The organism is Microcoleus sp. C2D2 (assembly GCF_036702495.1).
Lineage (GTDB): Bacteria > Cyanobacteriota > Cyanobacteriia > Cyanobacteriales > Microcoleaceae > Microcoleus.
The window spans coordinates 31,118-48,139 of sequence record NZ_JAUBTO010000022.1; the positions used below are offsets into that span (position 1 = coordinate 31,118).

The window sequence follows — 17,022 nt, forward strand, 5'->3', positions numbered from 1 at the left end:
CAGTAGAGGCACAATCGAAAATACGTTTACTGCGGTGTTGGAAAAAGTAGATGAGTGGTATATTGGCTGCGCCGAAGAGCGATCCAGTGCGATCGTACAATAAAAAAACTTGGAAGAAACTCGGAAAAGTCTGCGGTTTGCGATCGAACTAATCTCGATAGCACAATTCTCGCATCCGAGTTGCTGACAGCGGTAGTCCCAATTCTACCAGCGTTCCCAAATACTCGTCAGGCGTTTTTGGCGGATTTTTGAGCCTGATTCTTTGTTTCTCGGCTGCTTTGCATACTGTTTGCCAGTTGAGGTCAAGCAAGTCTAAAATAAAATCATCTGGATGCTGCGCTAAAATGTCGTAAGGTGCAAGAGCTTCTTCAGGAAAATCTCTGAGATTGAAAGTAATAATAAACTTTGAACGAGAGTGAATTGCAGCAGCGAGGACATGACGATCGCCCGGATCGGGAAGTTCCAACTCTGGTATAATTGTCTCATAGCCTTGCACCAAGCAATTTTCAACACTTGTATTCATTAATCTTTTGGTTCGGGAAAGCTGTTCAAATCTTATATCGGGACGGTTTATAAGTACATTTCTCATCCACTCGTCGTGAATTTCTTCAGTCCAACGTGCCTCAACTATGTCGGTAATTGCCAACTCTACAAACAAGTCACGAAGAGATGCCGAATACAAAACATTAGCATCGTAAACAACAGTTAAAATTGCCATGTTTTAATGGTACAAACCGAGTGCTTCTGATTCATCTACAAGCATATCCATAATTTTACTGCTTTCTTCGTAACTTTGTTTCTTATAAGCCATTAAATCTTCGTAACGTATCCGGCGACTGTTCCTGACTGTCTGGTAAGGGATTTTTCCCGCATCCAGCAACTCCCGCATATATTTATCGGAAACTCCCAGAATGTCTGCTGCTTGATAAATATGAAGTTCCTCGGTAATTGGAATCAGCTTGACAGTATTGCCGCTGCTTGTCTGTTGCAAAATCGCTAACAGCAGTGGCAATGCTGCGGCAGGTATGTCAATTGTCTTTCCCTCTTTTTCGTTTAATATCAATTTGAGGGATTCGCCAGACGGATGATTTTGCAAGTGCGATTCTAAAGCGCGGCTGCTGGTTTTGGCAACCGCTGCTTCTGCTGCTGTCGGCAAAGCAGGTGCTGAGTCCGGATCTCCGGTGAATGTCATGTTAATTTGGGGGTGAGAATAACAGTCGATCGACTCCGATCGTAGCAATTCTGCGACGCGATCGCACTTGATGCCCAGCAAAATAACAGATGCTGGGATTGGGACACAATATTGCCGTGTCCCAACTGCAAAATGAATTTATTGCCTCATGCGATTAATTTCGACAGCACATTAGACAACTTAGCACCGAGATTCTCAACAGACTCCTGCTGTTTGGGATCTTTCATCGTACCGTCAGCATTAAATACTTCAAAAGCTTGGGGAACTGCTTTCTGATCCGGGAGTACCAATACGTTAATATTCCCCAGGATCGATCGCAAATGCACTAATCCCCGCAAACCGCCGATTCCGCCTGGGGAAGCACTCATAATTACCGCTACTTTGCCAGTAAATGCCACCAATCCCGGTTCACCCGGTGCTGGGCGCGATACCCAATCGATCGCATTTTTCAACACAGGCGTAATTGAACTGTTATACTCAGGAGAAGCGATCAAAAACCCGTGATGCGCTACCATCAATTCCTTCAATTTGCGGGCATTTTCTGGCATTCCCTCTTTTGCTTCCAAATCTTCGTCAAATAGCGGCATCGGCAAATCGCGCAAATCTACATAAGTAACTTCTGCGCCCGCCGCCCTAGCCCCAGCCGCCGCAACTTTTACCAGCAGTTTGTTATAGGATGCTTCGCGGGTACTTCCGGCAAATGCGATAATTTTTGGTCTGTTTGTCATTAATTTTTTCCTAATTATTGCTTCCGAGTAAAATTGTACTATTCCGAGTGATTCCAAACAAAGTCAGCAATGGGTCTATCTGCGGACAAAGGAGGATTTTCACTGGAATTAAATAAAACCGATCGCACTTTTACATTCCCGACACCCAAACGCCTCTCGACGCGACTGGGAATGCCGTAACCGTAAATAATGTGTCCTTTCCCCGCCAACACCACAACTTGATAGTCGGGGTTTGCTTTGACAAATTCAGCGATTTTTTCCGCCATAGTTTCGTCCCACAAAACTTGGGCTTGCAAAAATCTTTCAAAAGCCGTACTATTTCCCTGTCCTGCCTTTTGGTGTTGCTGGTAAACTTCTAGCAGCAGTTGCCGATATTCGGCGTTGTCGGTGCGAATTTCGGATATTGGCGCAATGTGCTTTTTTTCCTCGGCTGTGAGGCTTTCTAAACCTTGACTGGCAACTTTTCTCGTTACTTCGGATGGTGTATTTAAGGCGAGGACAGGTAGTTGATTTTCTTTGGCAAACCGCAAAATGGGGGCGTAAGATTCCCAGGGAAAGCGCCATCTGCGATCGTATTCTGTTTGCTCAATCAATTGCTCTTCTGTGAGTTTACCTGCTAAATATTGGTCGAGTACGCTTTGGAAGGGGCGCTGAAACATTTCTAGGGCGATCGCAATTTTCCGATTTTGCCGCTGCATTTCTCGGACAATCTTTAGTTGAGCTTGGTGGTCTTCCGCGCTATCGTGGGTTTCACCCAGATACACGACTTTTGCCTTTACCAACTGTTGCAGAATCTCTTTGTTAGTGTAAGTCTGCTGCGGTTGAGGTTTGGCTGTCGGTTGGGCTCTAGCTGCACTGCTACACAGTAGAAACAGGCCCAGCGACAAGGCACACAATTTGATGAGTTTGGTTGTTTTCATACAAATATTATGCCGTGCGATCGCCCTATCCGCCCTCCAAACACCGCAAATTTCCCCTTACACAATTGTTAGGTCATTAATTAGCCACAAACCCAAATTTTTATCGTAACACCATTCTGGGGGACATTTTTCATTAATAATTTTGATGGGTTGAAGAAAGTTAAAAGGAGCTATTTGTAGATTTATAGTTCGCCAAGCTCCTGTATAAATATCCATGTTTTCATCTAAATTAGGATCGGTCGTTGTCAAAAGATATTTTGAATTACTGTTTTTGATATTTTTAATACTTCTATAAATATCTGCAAAAGAAAAATGCACCCAGCAGTCTCTACATAGGATTAAATCTGCTGTTGGCAGCGGATCTTTGGTAATGTCTAACTTAACAAACTTTCGGCGCTCATTTCCATGATTTTTATTGTTAAAATCAACTAATTCTTCAACTATGTCAACGCCAGTGTACATATCTATATCGAGATTTACCTCTTTCATCCAATTAAAATCACCGCAAGGAATATCAAGCAACGAGTTGACACCGAGTTCCGATACCAGCTTAGGTAATTCTTTCCTAATTACATTTGTATGAATAATATTTGAGCCTGGGCCTGAAACCGACTCTATATCTTGCCAAAGATTTTGGCTATAAATTTTAGCAAATTTTTCTTCTATTTCTCCAACACGCCATTCTGAAAACAACCTATGTGAAACTCTCCAATATCGTCTTTTTAGGTAGCGGAGACCGTAAAATAAAGCCGGTAATTTTTGACGAATAAAGCTTTTCACAGTTTTGCCCTTTTTGTTAAGTGTTTAAAATGGACTTGACCCTGATAACGTGAATATTTTAGTCCCTCTATTAGGAATGTCTATAATGTAACAATACTTCGGACAGTTTTTGATTGCCAACCGTATAATAAGGGTTTCAAGGATCTGCGGCAAGTTCGCTACCAACGGAAAATCGATGGTTTCAGAATACGAACTAAAAACTGTCCGGACTATTGATGTAAGTAGGTGATGTAAAACTCAACTATGTAAACGATTGTAAAGTATGCTTAGCCCTGTAGTGGCTGACTTAGCTCTGTTTACATGCAGTGACATGGTTCAGCTTAATCCGACCTAGCCAATTATATACTGAATTTACTTATCTGTCCTGCCACTTTCGCAAAACTTACAAAAGTTTACATACCGACCGCGAGGGAAAGAATTGGGTCACAAAACCCCTGATTTGTGTACAGGGTAAGATTCTGCCTTCTGCCCACAAGGACTCGGGTTTTATTTAACTTCATAATTTTCAGTAGTGACCCAGCGAAAATGTAAAGTTTAGTTGCAGGTACTTGCGCTTCTAGAAGAAGGTGCTAAATTAATAATATGAAGCGAACAAAAAGCTTCTCCGACAGATACCACATCCAGATCTCACAGCGAAGTTCACAATAGAATCTAAGGAGTAAAACGCTGTATAATCTCACATCTGTCTCATCAAAAACCAATAGCAGCACCCACCAACAAAGCTGATAGTTCCTAAACTAATTAGAGGGGAGCAATGCAAGTGAATCCGAGGATTATTGCAACTCCACATCGAAGTTAAAAAAAGAGGAATTCACTCGGTACATATGGCTGGGTGCTGTTGTTGTTAAAAGAAATTTTCCGTTTGTGATGTCGTTTCCGGTTGCATGGAAATGATAAAGTCAAGGTCAATAATTCCACATTCCCCACTCCCGACTCCCGACTCCCGACTCCCCATCATTCCGGTGTAACCGGAATTGATATGATGTTTTTTTCAGTAGAGGCACAGCCTCTAGATATGCGTTACCGGGCATAGCCGGGTAACGAGCATAAAAGGAGAAAAACTAGAAAATTACTGGAAAATTGTCTCGTCTTCCTTTCGCCACGCGGGATCGACGATACAAATAAATATTAGCGGCTCTGTGCCACAGTTGTAAATAAACTGCTTGGCGTTTGGGGGAATGTAAACTGCATCTCCGGCTTCCACGAATTGATTTTCGTCGTCAATGTGCATTTCCCCAACGCCGCTGAGGATGTAGTAAACTTCAGAAGTTGTCAGGGAGTGCAGGACAGAAGTTTGTCCCGCTGGCAAAGCGGCGTGGGCTAAACTGTAACGCAAATCCACAGCTTGTTTGTCTGGATGCAGCAATTCTCGCAGTTGAGTACCGTCGCCAGCAATAAACTCGTCGCAGGCATTTAGCTTTTGAATTAGCATTCTTTCCCGACTCCTAAAAATCTCTTTACCACAACTTAAGTTTAATTGAAAGAGCAAGAGATGTTAAGAAATATGTAAAGCGGCGGCCGGATTTTTTAACCGTAAGTTCCCGAATGCGCTCGATAATCAGGACAGTCGATCGCATCTTCAGATAAAGCTATAGTAGGCTGAACGGGACACTTGAGGTGGTAGTCGCCGGTGAAAAATACGCAGTTAGCACAAGGGATTTGGTGCATCCGCTGAGCTCGGCGCATGGAGTCGGAGACAGTACGCCCGATACTCGAAAAGAGCAAAAAAACTAAACCCCAGGCGGAGACAAAACACAGCGGGACTAAAACAGGCTGTATTGCCTTAAGCAAAAAGTAAAGCATAGCAAGAAAATTCAGCGGTAGAAGCCATACATACATTACAGTAGTGGAATTGGCGCTCGATCGACCCAAAAGTTTAGAATCCTTTACAGCTCGATCGAGAAACCGGGGAATTATGGCATGATAAGGAACAGTCCTTAAATAAAATTAGAGGAAATCAGTTATGACTCTGCGATTAGGCGATACAGTTCCCAACTTTACCCAAGCTTCGTCTGAAGGGGAAATCAATTTCTACGACTGGGCAGGCGATAGCTGGGTCGTGTTGTTTTCGCACCCGAAAGACTATACCCCAGTGTGCACCACAGAACTCGGTGCAGTGGCCCGTCTCAAGTCTGAATTTGAAAAGCGGGGTGTCAAAACCATTGCCCTCAGCGTCGATGATGTGGATTCTCACATGGGCTGGATTAAAGATATTGAGGAAACTCAAAATGTCACCCTCAATTATCCGATTTTAGCAGATGGCGATCGTAAAGTCTCCGACATTTACGACATGATCCATCCCAACTCGCTAAACAACTTAACAATCCGCACAGTTTTTGTGATTGACCCGCAAAAGAAATTGCGTTTGAGCATTACTTATCCGGCGAGCACTGGTCGGAATTTTAATGAGATTTTGCGAGTAATTGATTCCTTGCAACTTACCGACAAATACAGCGTTGCGACTCCAGTTGATTGGAAAGACGGCGACGATTGCGTAATCGTACCTTCGATTACCGACCCCGCAGAGTTGGCAGAGAAATTTCCTAAAGGCTACACGCCGATTAAGCCTTATTTGCGGATGACTCCTCAGCCGAATAAATAGGTTTAACATTCCTGGAAGCAGAACCTAATTATGTAGGGTGCCTGCAGAGCACCTTACCTCTATAATTCGCGCGTCATATCAAATCCGTTGACATCGGAATTATTATCTCTCTCTTCTCTTTCTCTGTGTCCTCTGTGCCCTCTGTGGTTTAATCATTCCGATACAACCGGAATTGAGATCACACCAGCTTGTAGCTAGGACTTGAGTCCTTAATCCTGATTTTTGAGGACTCAAGTCCTCACTACAAACAAAGAAATTGTGCAATCTTGTCTGAACAATTTAGAGTGGAGTAAAGGCCAAATGCTGTCATCAACAATTGTGTTGCGAATACCGCCCAAATTGCAAATGACAGACGACGAGTTTTTCGAGTTCTGTCAAATCAATAGTGAGTTACGCATAGAACGCAACAAATCGGGAGAATTGCTAATTATGCCCCCTACTGGTTCCGAGACGGGAAATCGCAGCGGTAGCGTCTTTGGAGAGTTGTATATTTGGGCCGGGCAAGATGGAACCGGTATATGTTTTGACTCCAGTACGGGATTTAAGCTTTCAATGGGTGACAAGTCTCCAGATGCCTCGTGGATTAAACTGGAACGGTGGAATGCTTTGTCACCAGAACAAAAGCAAAAGTTTGCCCCGATTTGCCCGGATTTTGTAGTAGAACTAAGGCCTGCTTCTGACAATCTCAAGCCCTTGCAAGAAAAAATGCAAGAATATATGAGAGAACCAGGAGTGCAGTTAGGCTGGTTGATTGACTGCAAAAATCGCAGAGTTTATATTTACCGTCCCGGTTTGCCAGAGGAATGTTTGGAGAATCCCGCGACAGTCAGCGGCGACCCCGTTTTGCCCGGCTTCGCACTCAATATGAGCAAGATTTGGTAAGCTTAGTATAGGAGCAACGATCGAGGAAATCAATTATGTTGACATCAACAATTGTGTTGCGAATACCACCAGAATTGCAAATGACAGATGACCAGTTTTTCGAGTTCTGTCAAATCAATAGTGAATTGCGCATTGAACGCAACAAATCGGGAGAATTGCTAATTATGCCCCCTACTGGTTCGGAGACGGGAAACCGAGAAGGTAATATATTTGGACCGCTGTGGGTTTGGGCAGAAGAAAATGGTACTGGTTTAGCGTTTACTTCGAGTACAGGATTTACTCTGTCAACAGGTGCAGAAAAGTCGCCGGATGCTGCTTGGATAAAATTGGAAAGATGGAATGCTTTGTCACCAGAACAAAAGCAAAAGTTTGCCCCGATTTGCCCTGATTTTGTAGTAGAACTGAGGTCTGCTTCTGACAATCTCAAGCCCTTGCAAGAAAAAATGCAAGAATATATGAGAGAACCAGGAGTGCAGTTAGGCTGGTTAATTGACCGCAAAAATCGCAGAGTTTACATCTATCGTCCCGGTTTGCCAGAGGAATGTTTGGAGAATCCCGCGACAGTCAGCGGCGACCCCGTTTTGCCCGGCTTCGTACTCAATATGAGCAAGATTTGGTAGAACTGCTAGCAATAAATATCAACTTATTGTAAAAATTAATAATAGAATGCAAACACGCAAAAAATATGGATATTAAAAACGGCTTTGTAGGCACAATCGGCAACACCCCACTAATTCGCTTAAACAGCTTCAGCGATGAAACTGGCTGCGAAATTCTGGGCAAAGCAGAGTTTCTCAATCCCGGCGGTTCCGTTAAAGATAGGGCAGCTCTTTACATCATCAAAGATGCAGAAGAAAAAGGCTTGCTGAAACCGGGCGGCACCGTTGTTGAAGGCACTGCCGGCAATACAGGCATCGGTTTGGCCCACATTTGCAACGCTAAAGGTTACAAATGTTTGATTGTGATTCCCGATAACCAATCTCAAGAAAAAATCGATGCTTTGAAAACCTTGGGCGCTGAAGTTCGGACTGTTCCCGCTGTTCCTTACAAAGACCCGAATAATTATGTCAAGTTGTCGGGAAGATTGGCGGGGGAAATGGAGAATGCAGTCTGGGCAAATCAGTTTGACAATTTAGCCAATCGCCGAGCTCATTACGAGACAACTGGCCCGGAAATTTGGGAACAAACAAACGGGAAAATTGATGCTTGGGTAACAGCTACTGGTACCGGCGGCACTTTTGCTGGGGTAGGAATGTTTTTGAAAGAAAAAAATCCTGCTGTGAGAATTGTCTTGGCAGACCCGATGGGCAGCGGGCTTTACAGTTATTTCAAAACTGGGGAAATTAAGACTCAAGGCAGTTCGATTACTGAGGGAATTGGCACCACTCGCGTCACTGCAAATATGGAGAATGCCCCGGTAGACGACGCCATTCAAATTGACGATACTGAAGCTGTCCGGGTGATTTACCACCTGCTGAGGAAAGAAGGGCTGTTTATGGGCGGTTCTGTGGGGATTAATGTGGGGGCGGCGGTGGCTTTAGCGAAGCAAATGGGGCCTGGACATACGATTGTTACGGTACTCTGCGACGGCGGGGCTCGGTATCAGTCGCGTTTGTTCGATCGACAATGGTTGGCTTCCAAAGGTTTGTCACCTGATTAACCCTCAGGTGCGCTGAAGTCTTAAGTTGTCCCGCATCTAAATTGTATTTTTCGGGCGGGCGGGACGCCCACCCCACAATAATTTTATCCAACTCTACGCGTTACCAGGCTCTGTCTCGAATTTTCCTCTGCAAGCAAGGCTGTTTCTCTGGAAATTTGTTCTCCGGCTCTGCCTGGGAACCAGTTAAAATTCAAGTATATATTGCCACACCTATTCCCATGATAAAAAAATACCATATATGTAGCAGACTGTCAAGTAAAAAAACATGAAAATCAAAGAATCTTCTAGGCAAGTTCTTGTTTGTCAAAACCGCACTTGTCGCAAGCAAAGTGCAGCAAAGGTACTGGCAGCTTTTCGGCAATTGTCGCCCTCAGAAGTTGAAGTTGTTGCTAGCAGTTGTTTGGGACAGTGCGGCAACGGGCCGATGGTGTTGGTGCTGCCAGAAGAGGTTTGGTACAATGGCGTTTGCCCTGAAGAAGTTGCTACAATAACTGAGCAACATTTGCGGGGAGGAAAGCCGGTGGAGAGGATGCTTTACCGCAAGTTTCACGGGCTTTCTAAGTAGTCTATCGCCCGCGTTTAAGAAAATTCTTCCGCCAACAACCGGCGGAGAATTTCGGTGACTTCGGCGCAGACTCGGGCGTCGATTTCTATCGCTTTGCGATCGAGAGTGCTGGAACCGTCTAAAACTTTTTCTGCCCGCAAAGTCATGGCTAAAGTTCTGAGTTTTGCCGGCTTTCCCGCAGCATGAGGCCGTTCGTCAACAAACTGCACTAAAGCCAGATAAACTGTTTCTACGGTTCCCCTGATCGAGCTCTCTCCGAAACCCAATTTTGAGATAATTACTGGAGAAGTGATGAGGCTATCCATCCCCAAAGTTTTAATTGCTTCGTCCGCGTATCGAGCGCTGTCATGTCCCATTGCTCTGACAATGGTTTTTAAGCTGTTCCACTGACATCCTTTCATGCGCGATCGCTGTTCGAGGTGGAAGTGCCATCCTAACATTGAAATCAGCCTGGTCAAGTCATAAGCAGATACGGAATTATTTTGTTTGGCGCTGTTTACTGCTGCAGTTAGCAGCACTTGTTTTTTGCTGCGATCGAATATTTTTGGGTTGGTGAGATAAGGGATTTCGCCGTAATCGCCGCGAAAAGTTAGGTCGTTATTGCCAGTAGTGTTCTTCAGCCACTGTTCTAGTCCTATGCGAGTATCGAAGCGTTTGAACATCGCTGCTAAGGAGTTTGAAGTTGCTATATTTGTACTATAGCTAATCATGTCTTTTGCTAAATCATAAAAGTAAAAATCGTGTTGTTGCCCGTCGCTATCTCTAATAACGCAGTTGTCAATGTCGCAGTTGGGATATTTGGTATTTACTTGACTGACGATATTAAGGAGTGGGATAATTTTAGTGGCACTCCAAAACTCAGCTTTGGTAAGTGCGTTTTTTCCCAGCCACTGCGCCTGAATTTTGCCTCCTACAAAAGTACCAATGCAAACGCAGGCTTGTTTGATGTCTTCGTGGAGAAAATTTAAAGCTTGAGGGTCAATTTGAGGTAGTTCTCCCAGGCTGGGAAAGGCGGCAAGTTTGAGGCGGTTATTGGGTTCGGGAATATAGCTAATTACTTTTAAGCCGTCGGGTTTCTGTTTGAGATAATCGGGATAGTTGGTAATTTCTTTTTGGTAAGGCGAGTTTTGAATGCCCCGGTCTAAAAAGGCTAATTTTTCTGAGTTAGCTGTGGCATCTATTTCGGTTTGGAGGTAGTTTTTGAAGATGCGCGCTCGGTCTTTTGCGAGTTCGAGGGAGGTGAGGTTCATGATAATTGTTGGCAGCTTGTTACGAATAAGTAAATCACTATACTAGGATTTAGGCAAAAAAAACCGGGTTGCTCTGCAAAATTTTGGGTTGGGAAACGAATAATTTATGAAGAAACCGGGTTTCAGACAGTAACTGCGTCCAGGACTATATACCTGAGTGCGGGCCCTGGGATCGAGGTTTTTTGCTACGTACTTGAATGCGTTTGTCGGTTTTTTGTTTCTTAATCCAAGAGACAAATTTATGGAGCTCAGGGTCATTTTTGAGCTTTTCCAGGGTGTTGAGCTCTTGGGCGAGGTGTTTGTTGTCAAATAGAGAGTGAATCTGGCGGTGACAAGCGGAGCAAATGTCGATTGTCGGGCTGGGATCTTCGTTTTTCCGCTTGGTGTTTTGTTTGGGGATGAGGTGATGGGCGGTTAATGCTTCCATTTGTCGATCGCACAATTCGCACTGCATAATTTTCTCAATGCTGCTGCATAGGAGAACTCCTACTTTTAGTTTAGCGCGATCGGCTTTGATTCATGTGAATACAAAAAAACCCCCTAAAAAAGGGGGCATCCAAGCAGAACCTAGGGGTCACAAAATATACAGCAGCAAAAACAAAACAATCCAAATAACATCCACAAAGTGCCAGTAAATCTCAGTCGCTTCGATTCCGAAGTGGTGTTCGCTAGAATAGTGACCTTGGGTGCGCGACCGCCACACCACCCCCACCATCAGCAGCACTCCCAACGTAACGTGCAAGCCGTGAAAAGCAGTCAAAACGTAAAAGCAACTGGCATACAAATTCGTCGTCAAGCCAAACTCTAAATGAGCGTATTCGTAAACCTGACCGCCCAAGAAAACTGCGCCCATAGCAATAGTGACGAGCAGCCAATTTCGCATTCCCGCCGCATCATTCTTTTTGATTGCAGTATCCGCATTGTGAATCACAAAACTGCTAGCAATCAGAATTATCGTATTGATTCCCGGCAGCAATAATTCTCGCGCCGGGGTATCTTCAGGAGGCCACACGGGGGCCATCGCCCGATAAATCAAATACGCCGCAAACATACCGAAAAATATCATGCCTTCAGCGCACAGGAAGACAATTACACCTAACATTCGGTGGTCGGGATGCTCGACACCGTGTGCTTCTACCTCGGCCTCGCGGTGGTAATTCAGGGCTGTTTTTGCCGGATCGATCGCTGGAATTTGCATAATAAATTGCTAGTTGGTAATGGGATGTTGAGGGAAGAAGGAAGAAGGAAGAAGGAAGAAGGAAGAAGGAACAGGGAAGAGGGAAGAGGGAAAAAATTTCTCCCTACATCGCTGGTGTGCTGTTGCTGTCAAAAGTCATTAGTCCAAAGTTCTCATATTGCAAAGAGCAATAACTAATAACTAATGACTAATGACTGATGACTAATAACTACTCGCCATCTTGACTTTCATCAGCAGGAGAATCAACATCTATGTCTGATTCAGGAGCGACCAAAGTTGCAGTTCTACCCAAGAAAGTTGAAGCTTGAGCCTCCGCAATAGGAATACCCTGTTTCTGGGCGTTGCGGGTGGCATTTTCCCTCAACTTGAGCCTGAGACGTTCCCCTGTATTCTGAATTTTTTCCATGCCGTAATCGTAAGGTCCCGTTGCCAATACCGGCACTCCTTCAAAATTTTCGATCGGGGGCGGCGAAGTCGTCATCCATTCCAAACTCAAAGCTTGCCAAGGATTGTCACCTGCTTTCGGGCCGTACCTCCAGCTCCAAATCACATTAATGATAAACGGGATTGTAGACACTGCCAGCATATAAGCACCGACAGTACAAATGACATTAATTGTGGTAAATTTCGGGTCGTACATTGCCACCCGCCGGGGCATTCCTTGCATCCCCAAAGCGTGCATCGGCAGGAAAGTTACAGTAAAGCCAACATAGGTTAAAACAAAGTGAACTCTACCCCAAAATTCATTAATCATCCGCCCCGTCATTTTGGGGAACCAGTGGTAAAAAGCCGCGTAAATTCCAAACACTGAGCCGCCAAACAGCACGTAGTGTAGGTGAGCGACGACAAAATAAGTGTCGTGAACGTGAATGTCGAAAGGTACGGAAGCTACCATGATCCCGGTGATGCCGCCGAGGACAAATGTTGAGATAAAACCCATCCCAAATAGCATGGCGCTGACAAGCCGGAGTTTTCCTCCCCAAATAGTTGCCAACCAGCTAAATATTTTAATCCCAGTTGGTACGGCGATGATCATAGTGGTGATCATAAAAAACATCCGCAGCCAGCCGGGAGTGCCGCTGGTAAACATATGGTGCGCCCACACGATCAAGCCCAAAAAGCTGATCGCGAGACTGGAATATGCGATCGCCAAATAACCAAAAATTGGCTTGCGGGAATGCACCGGCAAAACTTCTGAAATCACCCCGAAAAAGGGCATAATCATAATGTAAACTGCCGGGTGCGAATAAAACCAGAATAAATGCTGGTAGACGATGGGATCGCCGTTGCCGGTCGGGTTAAAAAATGCCGTCCCTGCTAACAAGTCAAACGACAGCAAAATCAAAGCTGCGGCTAACACTGGAGTAGCAATCAAAGTCAGTGCTGAAGTCGCAATCATCGCCCAGCAAAACAAAGGCATTTCATTGAGACTCATGCTCGGAACGCGCATGGTAAAGATGGTAACGGCAAAATTCACCGCCCCCAAAATCGAAGAAGTTCCCAGAATCAAAACGCTGAGAATCCAAATTTCTTCTCCCGCTTGAGCTGTAACTAAGCTCAAAGGCGGATAGGAAGTCCAACCCGCCTGCGGAGCTCCTACCAAAAAACTGCTCAACAGCAACACGCCGCCTGCGGGAATTAGCCAAAAGGCAACGGCATTCAGCCTGGGAAATGCCATGTCTTTTGCCCCAATCATTAAGGGGATCAAAAAGTTAGCAAATCCGGCTCCGGCGGGTACGATCCACAGGAAGATCATCACTGTGGCGTGAACAGTAAATAAACTGTTGTAGAGTTCGGGGGTGACAAAATCGGCGTCGGGGGTGGCGAGTTCTGTTCGCACCAAAGTTGCCATGACGCCGCCGATTAGATAGAAAATAAATGTTGTGACTAGGTATTGAATACCGATGACTTTGTGGTCGGTATTAAAAGTGAAGTAGTCGCGCCAATGTCTATCGGCGGGCGCTGTTCCGCGAGCCTCAGTGTTGGCACTTTCTTGGAACTGTGCTTGTGTCATAGTTATTAGTCATTAGTTATTAGTCATTAGTTATTGGCTGAGGATCGAAGATCCAGTGCCAGGAACTAATGACTATTTTTAGTGATGAGTTGGGTGAAGTTGTTCTAGGGTTTCGGAATTAATTTTTATTTCCCTGACGTAGGGAGCCAAAAATTCACCGTCTGACAATTCCCCAGGATTGGCTGCAACTGCTTGCTCTAAGTTTTGACTGCTAGCAACTTGCTGGCTTTGCAGCCAACTGTCGAATTCTTCGGGCGTGTGAACGACTGCTAAAGCTTTCATCGCTCCGTGATAAGCGCCGCACAATTCAGCACAAACAACGCGGTATTCGCCGGTTTTAGTTGCTGTAAATCTCAGTTCGCTCGGCCGCCCGGGAATTGCATCTTGTTTGAGGCGAAATTCCGGCAGCCAAAATGCGTGCAGCACGTCTTGGGCTGAGATATTTAGCTGTACGTCGCGGTTTGCTGGCATATGCAGTTCGCCGGAACTAACGCCGCTTTCTGGATAGCTAAAAATCCAGGCGTACTGCAAACCCATGACATTTACAACTAAATCTGCTGGTTTGTCTTCATTTTCTGGGGAAGCGCCTACGCCTAAAGCAAGGAATTTTTGAGACGGAATTTGAGGGGCGTTTTGGGGCGTATCTGAGAGTGTGGCTGCGATCGCACTTCCCCGCATTTTAGAGTGCGCTTGCATGGTGCCGTGGTCGTGATTGCCCATCGGATCGAGGCCTCCCATTGAGTTGTAAATCTCAAAACTGTAGACTCCGATTCCTAAAATAATCACCGCCGGCACGGCTGTCCAAAGAATTTCTAAGGGAAAGTTGTCATGCCAAGGCGGCCCGTCTGTGTTGTCTCCTTGACGGCGGCGATATCTAATTGCAGCATAGATCAGCACTCCCTGGACCATGATAAATAATCCAGTGGAAATGGTCATCATTGTATTGAAGAGTGCGTCGATCTCGGATGCTTCATCAGAGGCGGCGATCGGCAGTAAACCGTGATTCTGCCCGTACCAGAGACTGATCAGAGTCACTCCGATGCCGGCGAGCATAGTGAGGATAGAACTTGGAATCTTCACGCTGGTACTTCTTAATAGCGACACTTCTTCGCTTGAAAAATGAAGGAAGCGCCTCTGGGTTATCAATTTTTAATTGTAAATGGTATTTTTAGTAAAATGTCTATCTTAAGGGTTACTTAAGGCTTAGTATGTTTGAGCGAGCGCCCGCGCGCATAAAAAATACGTCTTTTGTACCTTGACAAAAATGATTAAAAATGGTATATAATCGCTTTGTTTGGCTGCTAAATTTGAGATTGTTTCTCAAACACCATCAAATGCTGCTGAGGTAACATATCTTTTGTCTCTTTCCATACTAAACCGACGGCTGCCATTTCTTTTTTAACCTGCTTCTGCGTCATTTTGTGCAAACCTTTAATGGGAATCAGGGGGTTTTCGCCCCGATACTCGATCGATACCGTGCGGCCCCCCGGTTTGAGTGCTTTCACAATTCCTTGCATCATTTCTCTGGGATATGCAAATTCGTGATAAGCATCGACCATCACAACTAAATCCACGCTGTTTTCCGGCAAATTCGGATTGTCGATATTTCCCAAAACTGGCTCAACGTTAGCGATATTTTTTTCTTGTTTATTCAATTCCAGAAAATTAATCATTTCCGGCTGCACGTCAACTGCTAAAACTTTTCCTTGTGGAACTAAGGGAGCGATGCGAAAGCTAATATATCCCGTTCCCGCTCCAATGTCTGCTACAATATCGGTTGGTTTTAAATCGAGATTGTTGACTAATCGAGCTGATTTTTCTTCCATGCCGCGAGACGGTCTTTCCAGCCAACCAGCGCCTTGATATCCCATGACTTGGGCAATTTCTCGACCCATGTAAAATTTGCCGATTCCGTCGGGATTGTGGACGGTTCGCTGCTGATAAATTGGGTCGCCATTTGCGGTTTTACTTGCTGCTGCACAGGCATTGAGCGGCAACAGGCAAATAATTGTCAGGATTATTACTGTTAATGGTTTAAGGAATTGTGCGGTTTTTTTCACGATATTTTTGATTTTGTGTTTAAATTTATTTCTCGTTTCCTGGCTCTGCCTGGGAACGCAGATGCTTTGGCTCTGCCTCGGTAATATCCAGAAGAGTTCAAAACTTAATTGACAGCGGATTCTAACAATCTGATTGTACCATAATTTGCGTCGATTTCGACTTGTTTGCCGATCGGCAAAGTGAACTTATCCCGGATGTGTCCCACCATTGAACCGTACCAGGCGGGAATCTTCAAGGGGCGTATGTGGTCTGACAAGACTTGAGGTAAGGTTAGGGACTCTTGGGGTTTTTCAGCTTCGCACTTGGTACACTGTCCGAAAATAAAACCGGATATTCGATCGAGAATACCCGCTAATTTGAGCTGCGTCAACATTCGATCGATTCGATAAACTTCTTCGCCCACTTCCTCGACAAACAAAATACTGTTTTCCCAGGTCGGTAAATATCCAGAACCCACCATTGCTGCTATTACTGATAAATTGCCGCCGATTAGTTTTCCCCTAGCTGTTCCGCGCCAGATTGTTTCTACTTGCAAGCTTTGGGAGTTTTGCAGCGTAACCGAACCTCCGTCAAACAAAACTTTCTTGACGCAATCTACTGTAAAGGGACTCCAATTTGACACACCTAACGGGCCGTGGAAAGTAACAATATTAGTTTTAGCATAAATCGCCAATAACAGCGCAGTAATATCGCTGAATCCCATAATAATTTTGGGATTGTTGCGGATAATATTGTAATCTAGGAGCGGCAATATCCGACCGCAGCCCCAGCCGCCCATCCCGGTAAAAATAGCTCGCACTGAGTCATCGGCAAAGGCTGCGTTGACATCGGCGGCGCGATCGGCATCCTTGCCTGCTAAATAGCCGTAGCGGTCGTAAAAATGCTCTCCCAATTTAACTTTTAAACCCAGGTTATCCAGAACTTTAAAAAATGGCTGCACTTCTTTTTGGTAGTTGAAAGCGGCAGGATTGATTAAAGCTACAGTATCGCCGACTTGCAGGCGGCGCGGCTCGATCGCACTTTGCGAAGATAGGTTAGTTTGGGCGATCCTCTTCGAGGGCTTCGCTAACGGCAAAAGCTGAGTACCAATAGCAGTCAGCCCAAAAGTTCTGAGCAGATAGCGGCGGCGGAGAGTCATAGCTGTTAGGTAACTTTTGCTATAATTGTATA

General features: G+C 45.0%; 19 protein-coding genes. 5 read left to right on the forward strand and 14 right to left on the reverse strand.

What is annotated here, in order from left to right; all coding sequences use genetic code 11:
* Nucleotides 1–148 precede the first annotated feature (148 nt).
* The 7 genes from QUB61_RS10025 to QUB61_RS10055 all read right to left on the reverse strand — a co-directional run bounded on the left by QUB61_RS10025 (nt 149) and on the right by QUB61_RS10055 (nt 5,423).
* Entirely contained in the window at nt 149–718 is a 570-nt protein-coding gene (locus QUB61_RS10025) for a PIN domain-containing protein (RefSeq protein ID WP_333123253.1), read from the reverse strand.
* A gap of 3 nt (nt 719–721) precedes the next feature.
* Nucleotides 722–1,273 (reverse strand): helix-turn-helix domain-containing protein, encoded by a 552-nt coding sequence (locus QUB61_RS10030; protein WP_333123257.1) that lies wholly within the window; start codon nt 1,271–1,273, stop codon nt 722–724.
* Between the two features lie 65 nt (nt 1,274–1,338).
* On the reverse strand, nt 1,339–1,920 hold the full coding sequence (locus QUB61_RS10035) for an NAD(P)H-dependent oxidoreductase (protein WP_333123260.1): 582 nt from the start codon (nt 1,918–1,920) through the stop codon (nt 1,339–1,341).
* Nucleotides 1,921–1,958: 38 nt separating this feature from the next.
* A complete protein-coding gene (locus QUB61_RS10040) occupies nt 1,959–2,840 on the reverse strand; it encodes a ChaN family lipoprotein (RefSeq protein ID WP_333123264.1) in 882 nt (293 codons plus the stop codon).
* 57 nt (nt 2,841–2,897) lie between these two features.
* A complete protein-coding gene (locus tag QUB61_RS10045) occupies nt 2,898–3,620 on the reverse strand; it encodes a methyltransferase domain-containing protein (RefSeq protein WP_333123267.1) in 723 nt (240 codons plus the stop codon).
* 1,069 nt (nt 3,621–4,689) lie between these two features.
* Nucleotides 4,690–5,052 (reverse strand): cupin domain-containing protein, encoded by a 363-nt coding sequence (locus QUB61_RS10050; RefSeq protein WP_333123269.1) that lies wholly within the window; start codon nt 5,050–5,052, stop codon nt 4,690–4,692.
* Between the two features lie 95 nt (nt 5,053–5,147).
* Complete coding sequence (locus tag QUB61_RS10055; RefSeq protein WP_333123273.1) at nt 5,148–5,423, reverse strand: hypothetical protein; 276 nt, start codon at nt 5,421–5,423, stop codon at nt 5,148–5,150.
* Between the two features lie 160 nt (nt 5,424–5,583).
* Here QUB61_RS10055 and QUB61_RS10060 point away from each other — a divergent pair, with 160 nt between their 5' ends.
* From QUB61_RS10060 to QUB61_RS10080, 5 genes are all read left to right on the forward strand, one after another.
* Complete coding sequence (locus QUB61_RS10060; RefSeq protein ID WP_333123276.1) at nt 5,584–6,222, forward strand: peroxiredoxin; 639 nt, start codon at nt 5,584–5,586, stop codon at nt 6,220–6,222.
* A gap of 300 nt (nt 6,223–6,522) precedes the next feature.
* Entirely contained in the window at nt 6,523–7,104 is a 582-nt protein-coding gene (locus QUB61_RS10065; protein ID WP_333123278.1) for a Uma2 family endonuclease, read from the forward strand.
* Nucleotides 7,105–7,139: 35 nt separating this feature from the next.
* A complete protein-coding gene (locus tag QUB61_RS10070; protein WP_333123281.1) occupies nt 7,140–7,724 on the forward strand; it encodes a Uma2 family endonuclease in 585 nt (194 codons plus the stop codon).
* A 65-nt stretch (nt 7,725–7,789) separates the two neighbouring features.
* Nucleotides 7,790–8,764 carry a cysteine synthase A gene (locus QUB61_RS10075; RefSeq protein WP_333123283.1) on the forward strand — a complete coding sequence of 325 codons (975 nt, stop codon included), beginning with the start codon at nt 7,790–7,792 and terminating at the stop codon, nt 8,762–8,764.
* Between the two features lie 265 nt (nt 8,765–9,029).
* Nucleotides 9,030–9,329 carry a (2Fe-2S) ferredoxin domain-containing protein gene (locus QUB61_RS10080; protein WP_333123285.1) on the forward strand — a complete coding sequence of 100 codons (300 nt, stop codon included), beginning with the start codon at nt 9,030–9,032 and terminating at the stop codon, nt 9,327–9,329.
* A gap of 14 nt (nt 9,330–9,343) precedes the next feature.
* Here QUB61_RS10080 and QUB61_RS10085 read toward each other — a convergent pair whose 3' ends face one another.
* From QUB61_RS10085 to QUB61_RS10115, 7 genes are all read right to left on the reverse strand, one after another.
* Complete coding sequence (locus QUB61_RS10085) at nt 9,344–10,579, reverse strand: hypothetical protein (RefSeq protein WP_333123287.1); 1,236 nt, start codon at nt 10,577–10,579, stop codon at nt 9,344–9,346.
* A gap of 145 nt (nt 10,580–10,724) precedes the next feature.
* The gene (locus QUB61_RS10090) at nt 10,725–11,033 is read right to left on the reverse strand and encodes an HNH endonuclease (RefSeq protein WP_333123290.1); all 309 of its coding nucleotides are present in this window, start codon (nt 11,031–11,033) and stop codon (nt 10,725–10,727) included.
* A gap of 120 nt (nt 11,034–11,153) precedes the next feature.
* Nucleotides 11,154–11,777, reverse strand: coding sequence for a heme-copper oxidase subunit III (locus QUB61_RS10095; RefSeq protein ID WP_333123293.1), 624 nt, complete (start codon nt 11,775–11,777; stop codon nt 11,154–11,156).
* A gap of 208 nt (nt 11,778–11,985) precedes the next feature.
* The gene (gene ctaD / locus QUB61_RS10100; RefSeq protein WP_333123296.1) at nt 11,986–13,791 is read right to left on the reverse strand and encodes a cytochrome c oxidase subunit I; all 1,806 of its coding nucleotides are present in this window, start codon (nt 13,789–13,791) and stop codon (nt 11,986–11,988) included.
* A 78-nt stretch (nt 13,792–13,869) separates the two neighbouring features.
* Nucleotides 13,870–14,871 (reverse strand): cytochrome c oxidase subunit II, encoded by a 1,002-nt coding sequence (locus QUB61_RS10105; RefSeq protein ID WP_333123299.1) that lies wholly within the window; start codon nt 14,869–14,871, stop codon nt 13,870–13,872.
* Between the two features lie 221 nt (nt 14,872–15,092).
* Nucleotides 15,093–15,854 carry a class I SAM-dependent methyltransferase gene (locus tag QUB61_RS10110; protein WP_445300220.1) on the reverse strand — a complete coding sequence of 254 codons (762 nt, stop codon included), beginning with the start codon at nt 15,852–15,854 and terminating at the stop codon, nt 15,093–15,095.
* A gap of 101 nt (nt 15,855–15,955) precedes the next feature.
* On the reverse strand, nt 15,956–16,990 hold the full coding sequence (locus QUB61_RS10115) for an LD-carboxypeptidase (protein ID WP_333123371.1): 1,035 nt from the start codon (nt 16,988–16,990) through the stop codon (nt 15,956–15,958).
* Nucleotides 16,991–17,022: the final 32 nt, after the last annotated feature.

Bases quoted from the DNA above. Each gene is read 5' to 3' on its own strand.
- QUB61_RS10025 (WP_333123253.1), bottom strand. From the start codon at position 718: ATGGCAATTTTAACTGTTGTTTACGATGCTAATGTTTTGTATTCGGCA.
- QUB61_RS10035 (WP_333123260.1), bottom strand. From the start codon at position 1,920: ATGACAAACAGACCAAAAATTATCGCATTTGCCGGAAGTACCCGCGAA.
- QUB61_RS10040 (WP_333123264.1), bottom strand. From the start codon at position 2,840: ATGAAAACAACCAAACTCATCAAATTGTGTGCCTTGTCGCTGGGCCTG.
- QUB61_RS10050 (WP_333123269.1), bottom strand. From the start codon at position 5,052: ATGCTAATTCAAAAGCTAAATGCCTGCGACGAGTTTATTGCTGGCGAC.
- QUB61_RS10055 (WP_333123273.1), bottom strand. From the start codon at position 5,423: ATGCTTTACTTTTTGCTTAAGGCAATACAGCCTGTTTTAGTCCCGCTG.
- QUB61_RS10060 (WP_333123276.1), top strand. From the start codon at position 5,584: ATGACTCTGCGATTAGGCGATACAGTTCCCAACTTTACCCAAGCTTCG.
- QUB61_RS10065 (WP_333123278.1), top strand. From the start codon at position 6,523: ATGCTGTCATCAACAATTGTGTTGCGAATACCGCCCAAATTGCAAATG.
- QUB61_RS10070 (WP_333123281.1), top strand. From the start codon at position 7,140: ATGTTGACATCAACAATTGTGTTGCGAATACCACCAGAATTGCAAATG.
- QUB61_RS10075 (WP_333123283.1), top strand. From the start codon at position 7,790: ATGGATATTAAAAACGGCTTTGTAGGCACAATCGGCAACACCCCACTA.
- QUB61_RS10080 (WP_333123285.1), top strand. From the start codon at position 9,030: ATGAAAATCAAAGAATCTTCTAGGCAAGTTCTTGTTTGTCAAAACCGC.
- QUB61_RS10085 (WP_333123287.1), bottom strand. From the start codon at position 10,579: ATGAACCTCACCTCCCTCGAACTCGCAAAAGACCGAGCGCGCATCTTC.
- QUB61_RS10090 (WP_333123290.1), bottom strand. From the start codon at position 11,033: ATGCAGTGCGAATTGTGCGATCGACAAATGGAAGCATTAACCGCCCAT.
- QUB61_RS10095 (WP_333123293.1), bottom strand. From the start codon at position 11,777: ATGCAAATTCCAGCGATCGATCCGGCAAAAACAGCCCTGAATTACCAC.
- ctaD (WP_333123296.1), bottom strand. From the start codon at position 13,791: ATGACACAAGCACAGTTCCAAGAAAGTGCCAACACTGAGGCTCGCGGA.
- QUB61_RS10115 (WP_333123371.1), bottom strand. From the start codon at position 16,990: ATGACTCTCCGCCGCCGCTATCTGCTCAGAACTTTTGGGCTGACTGCT.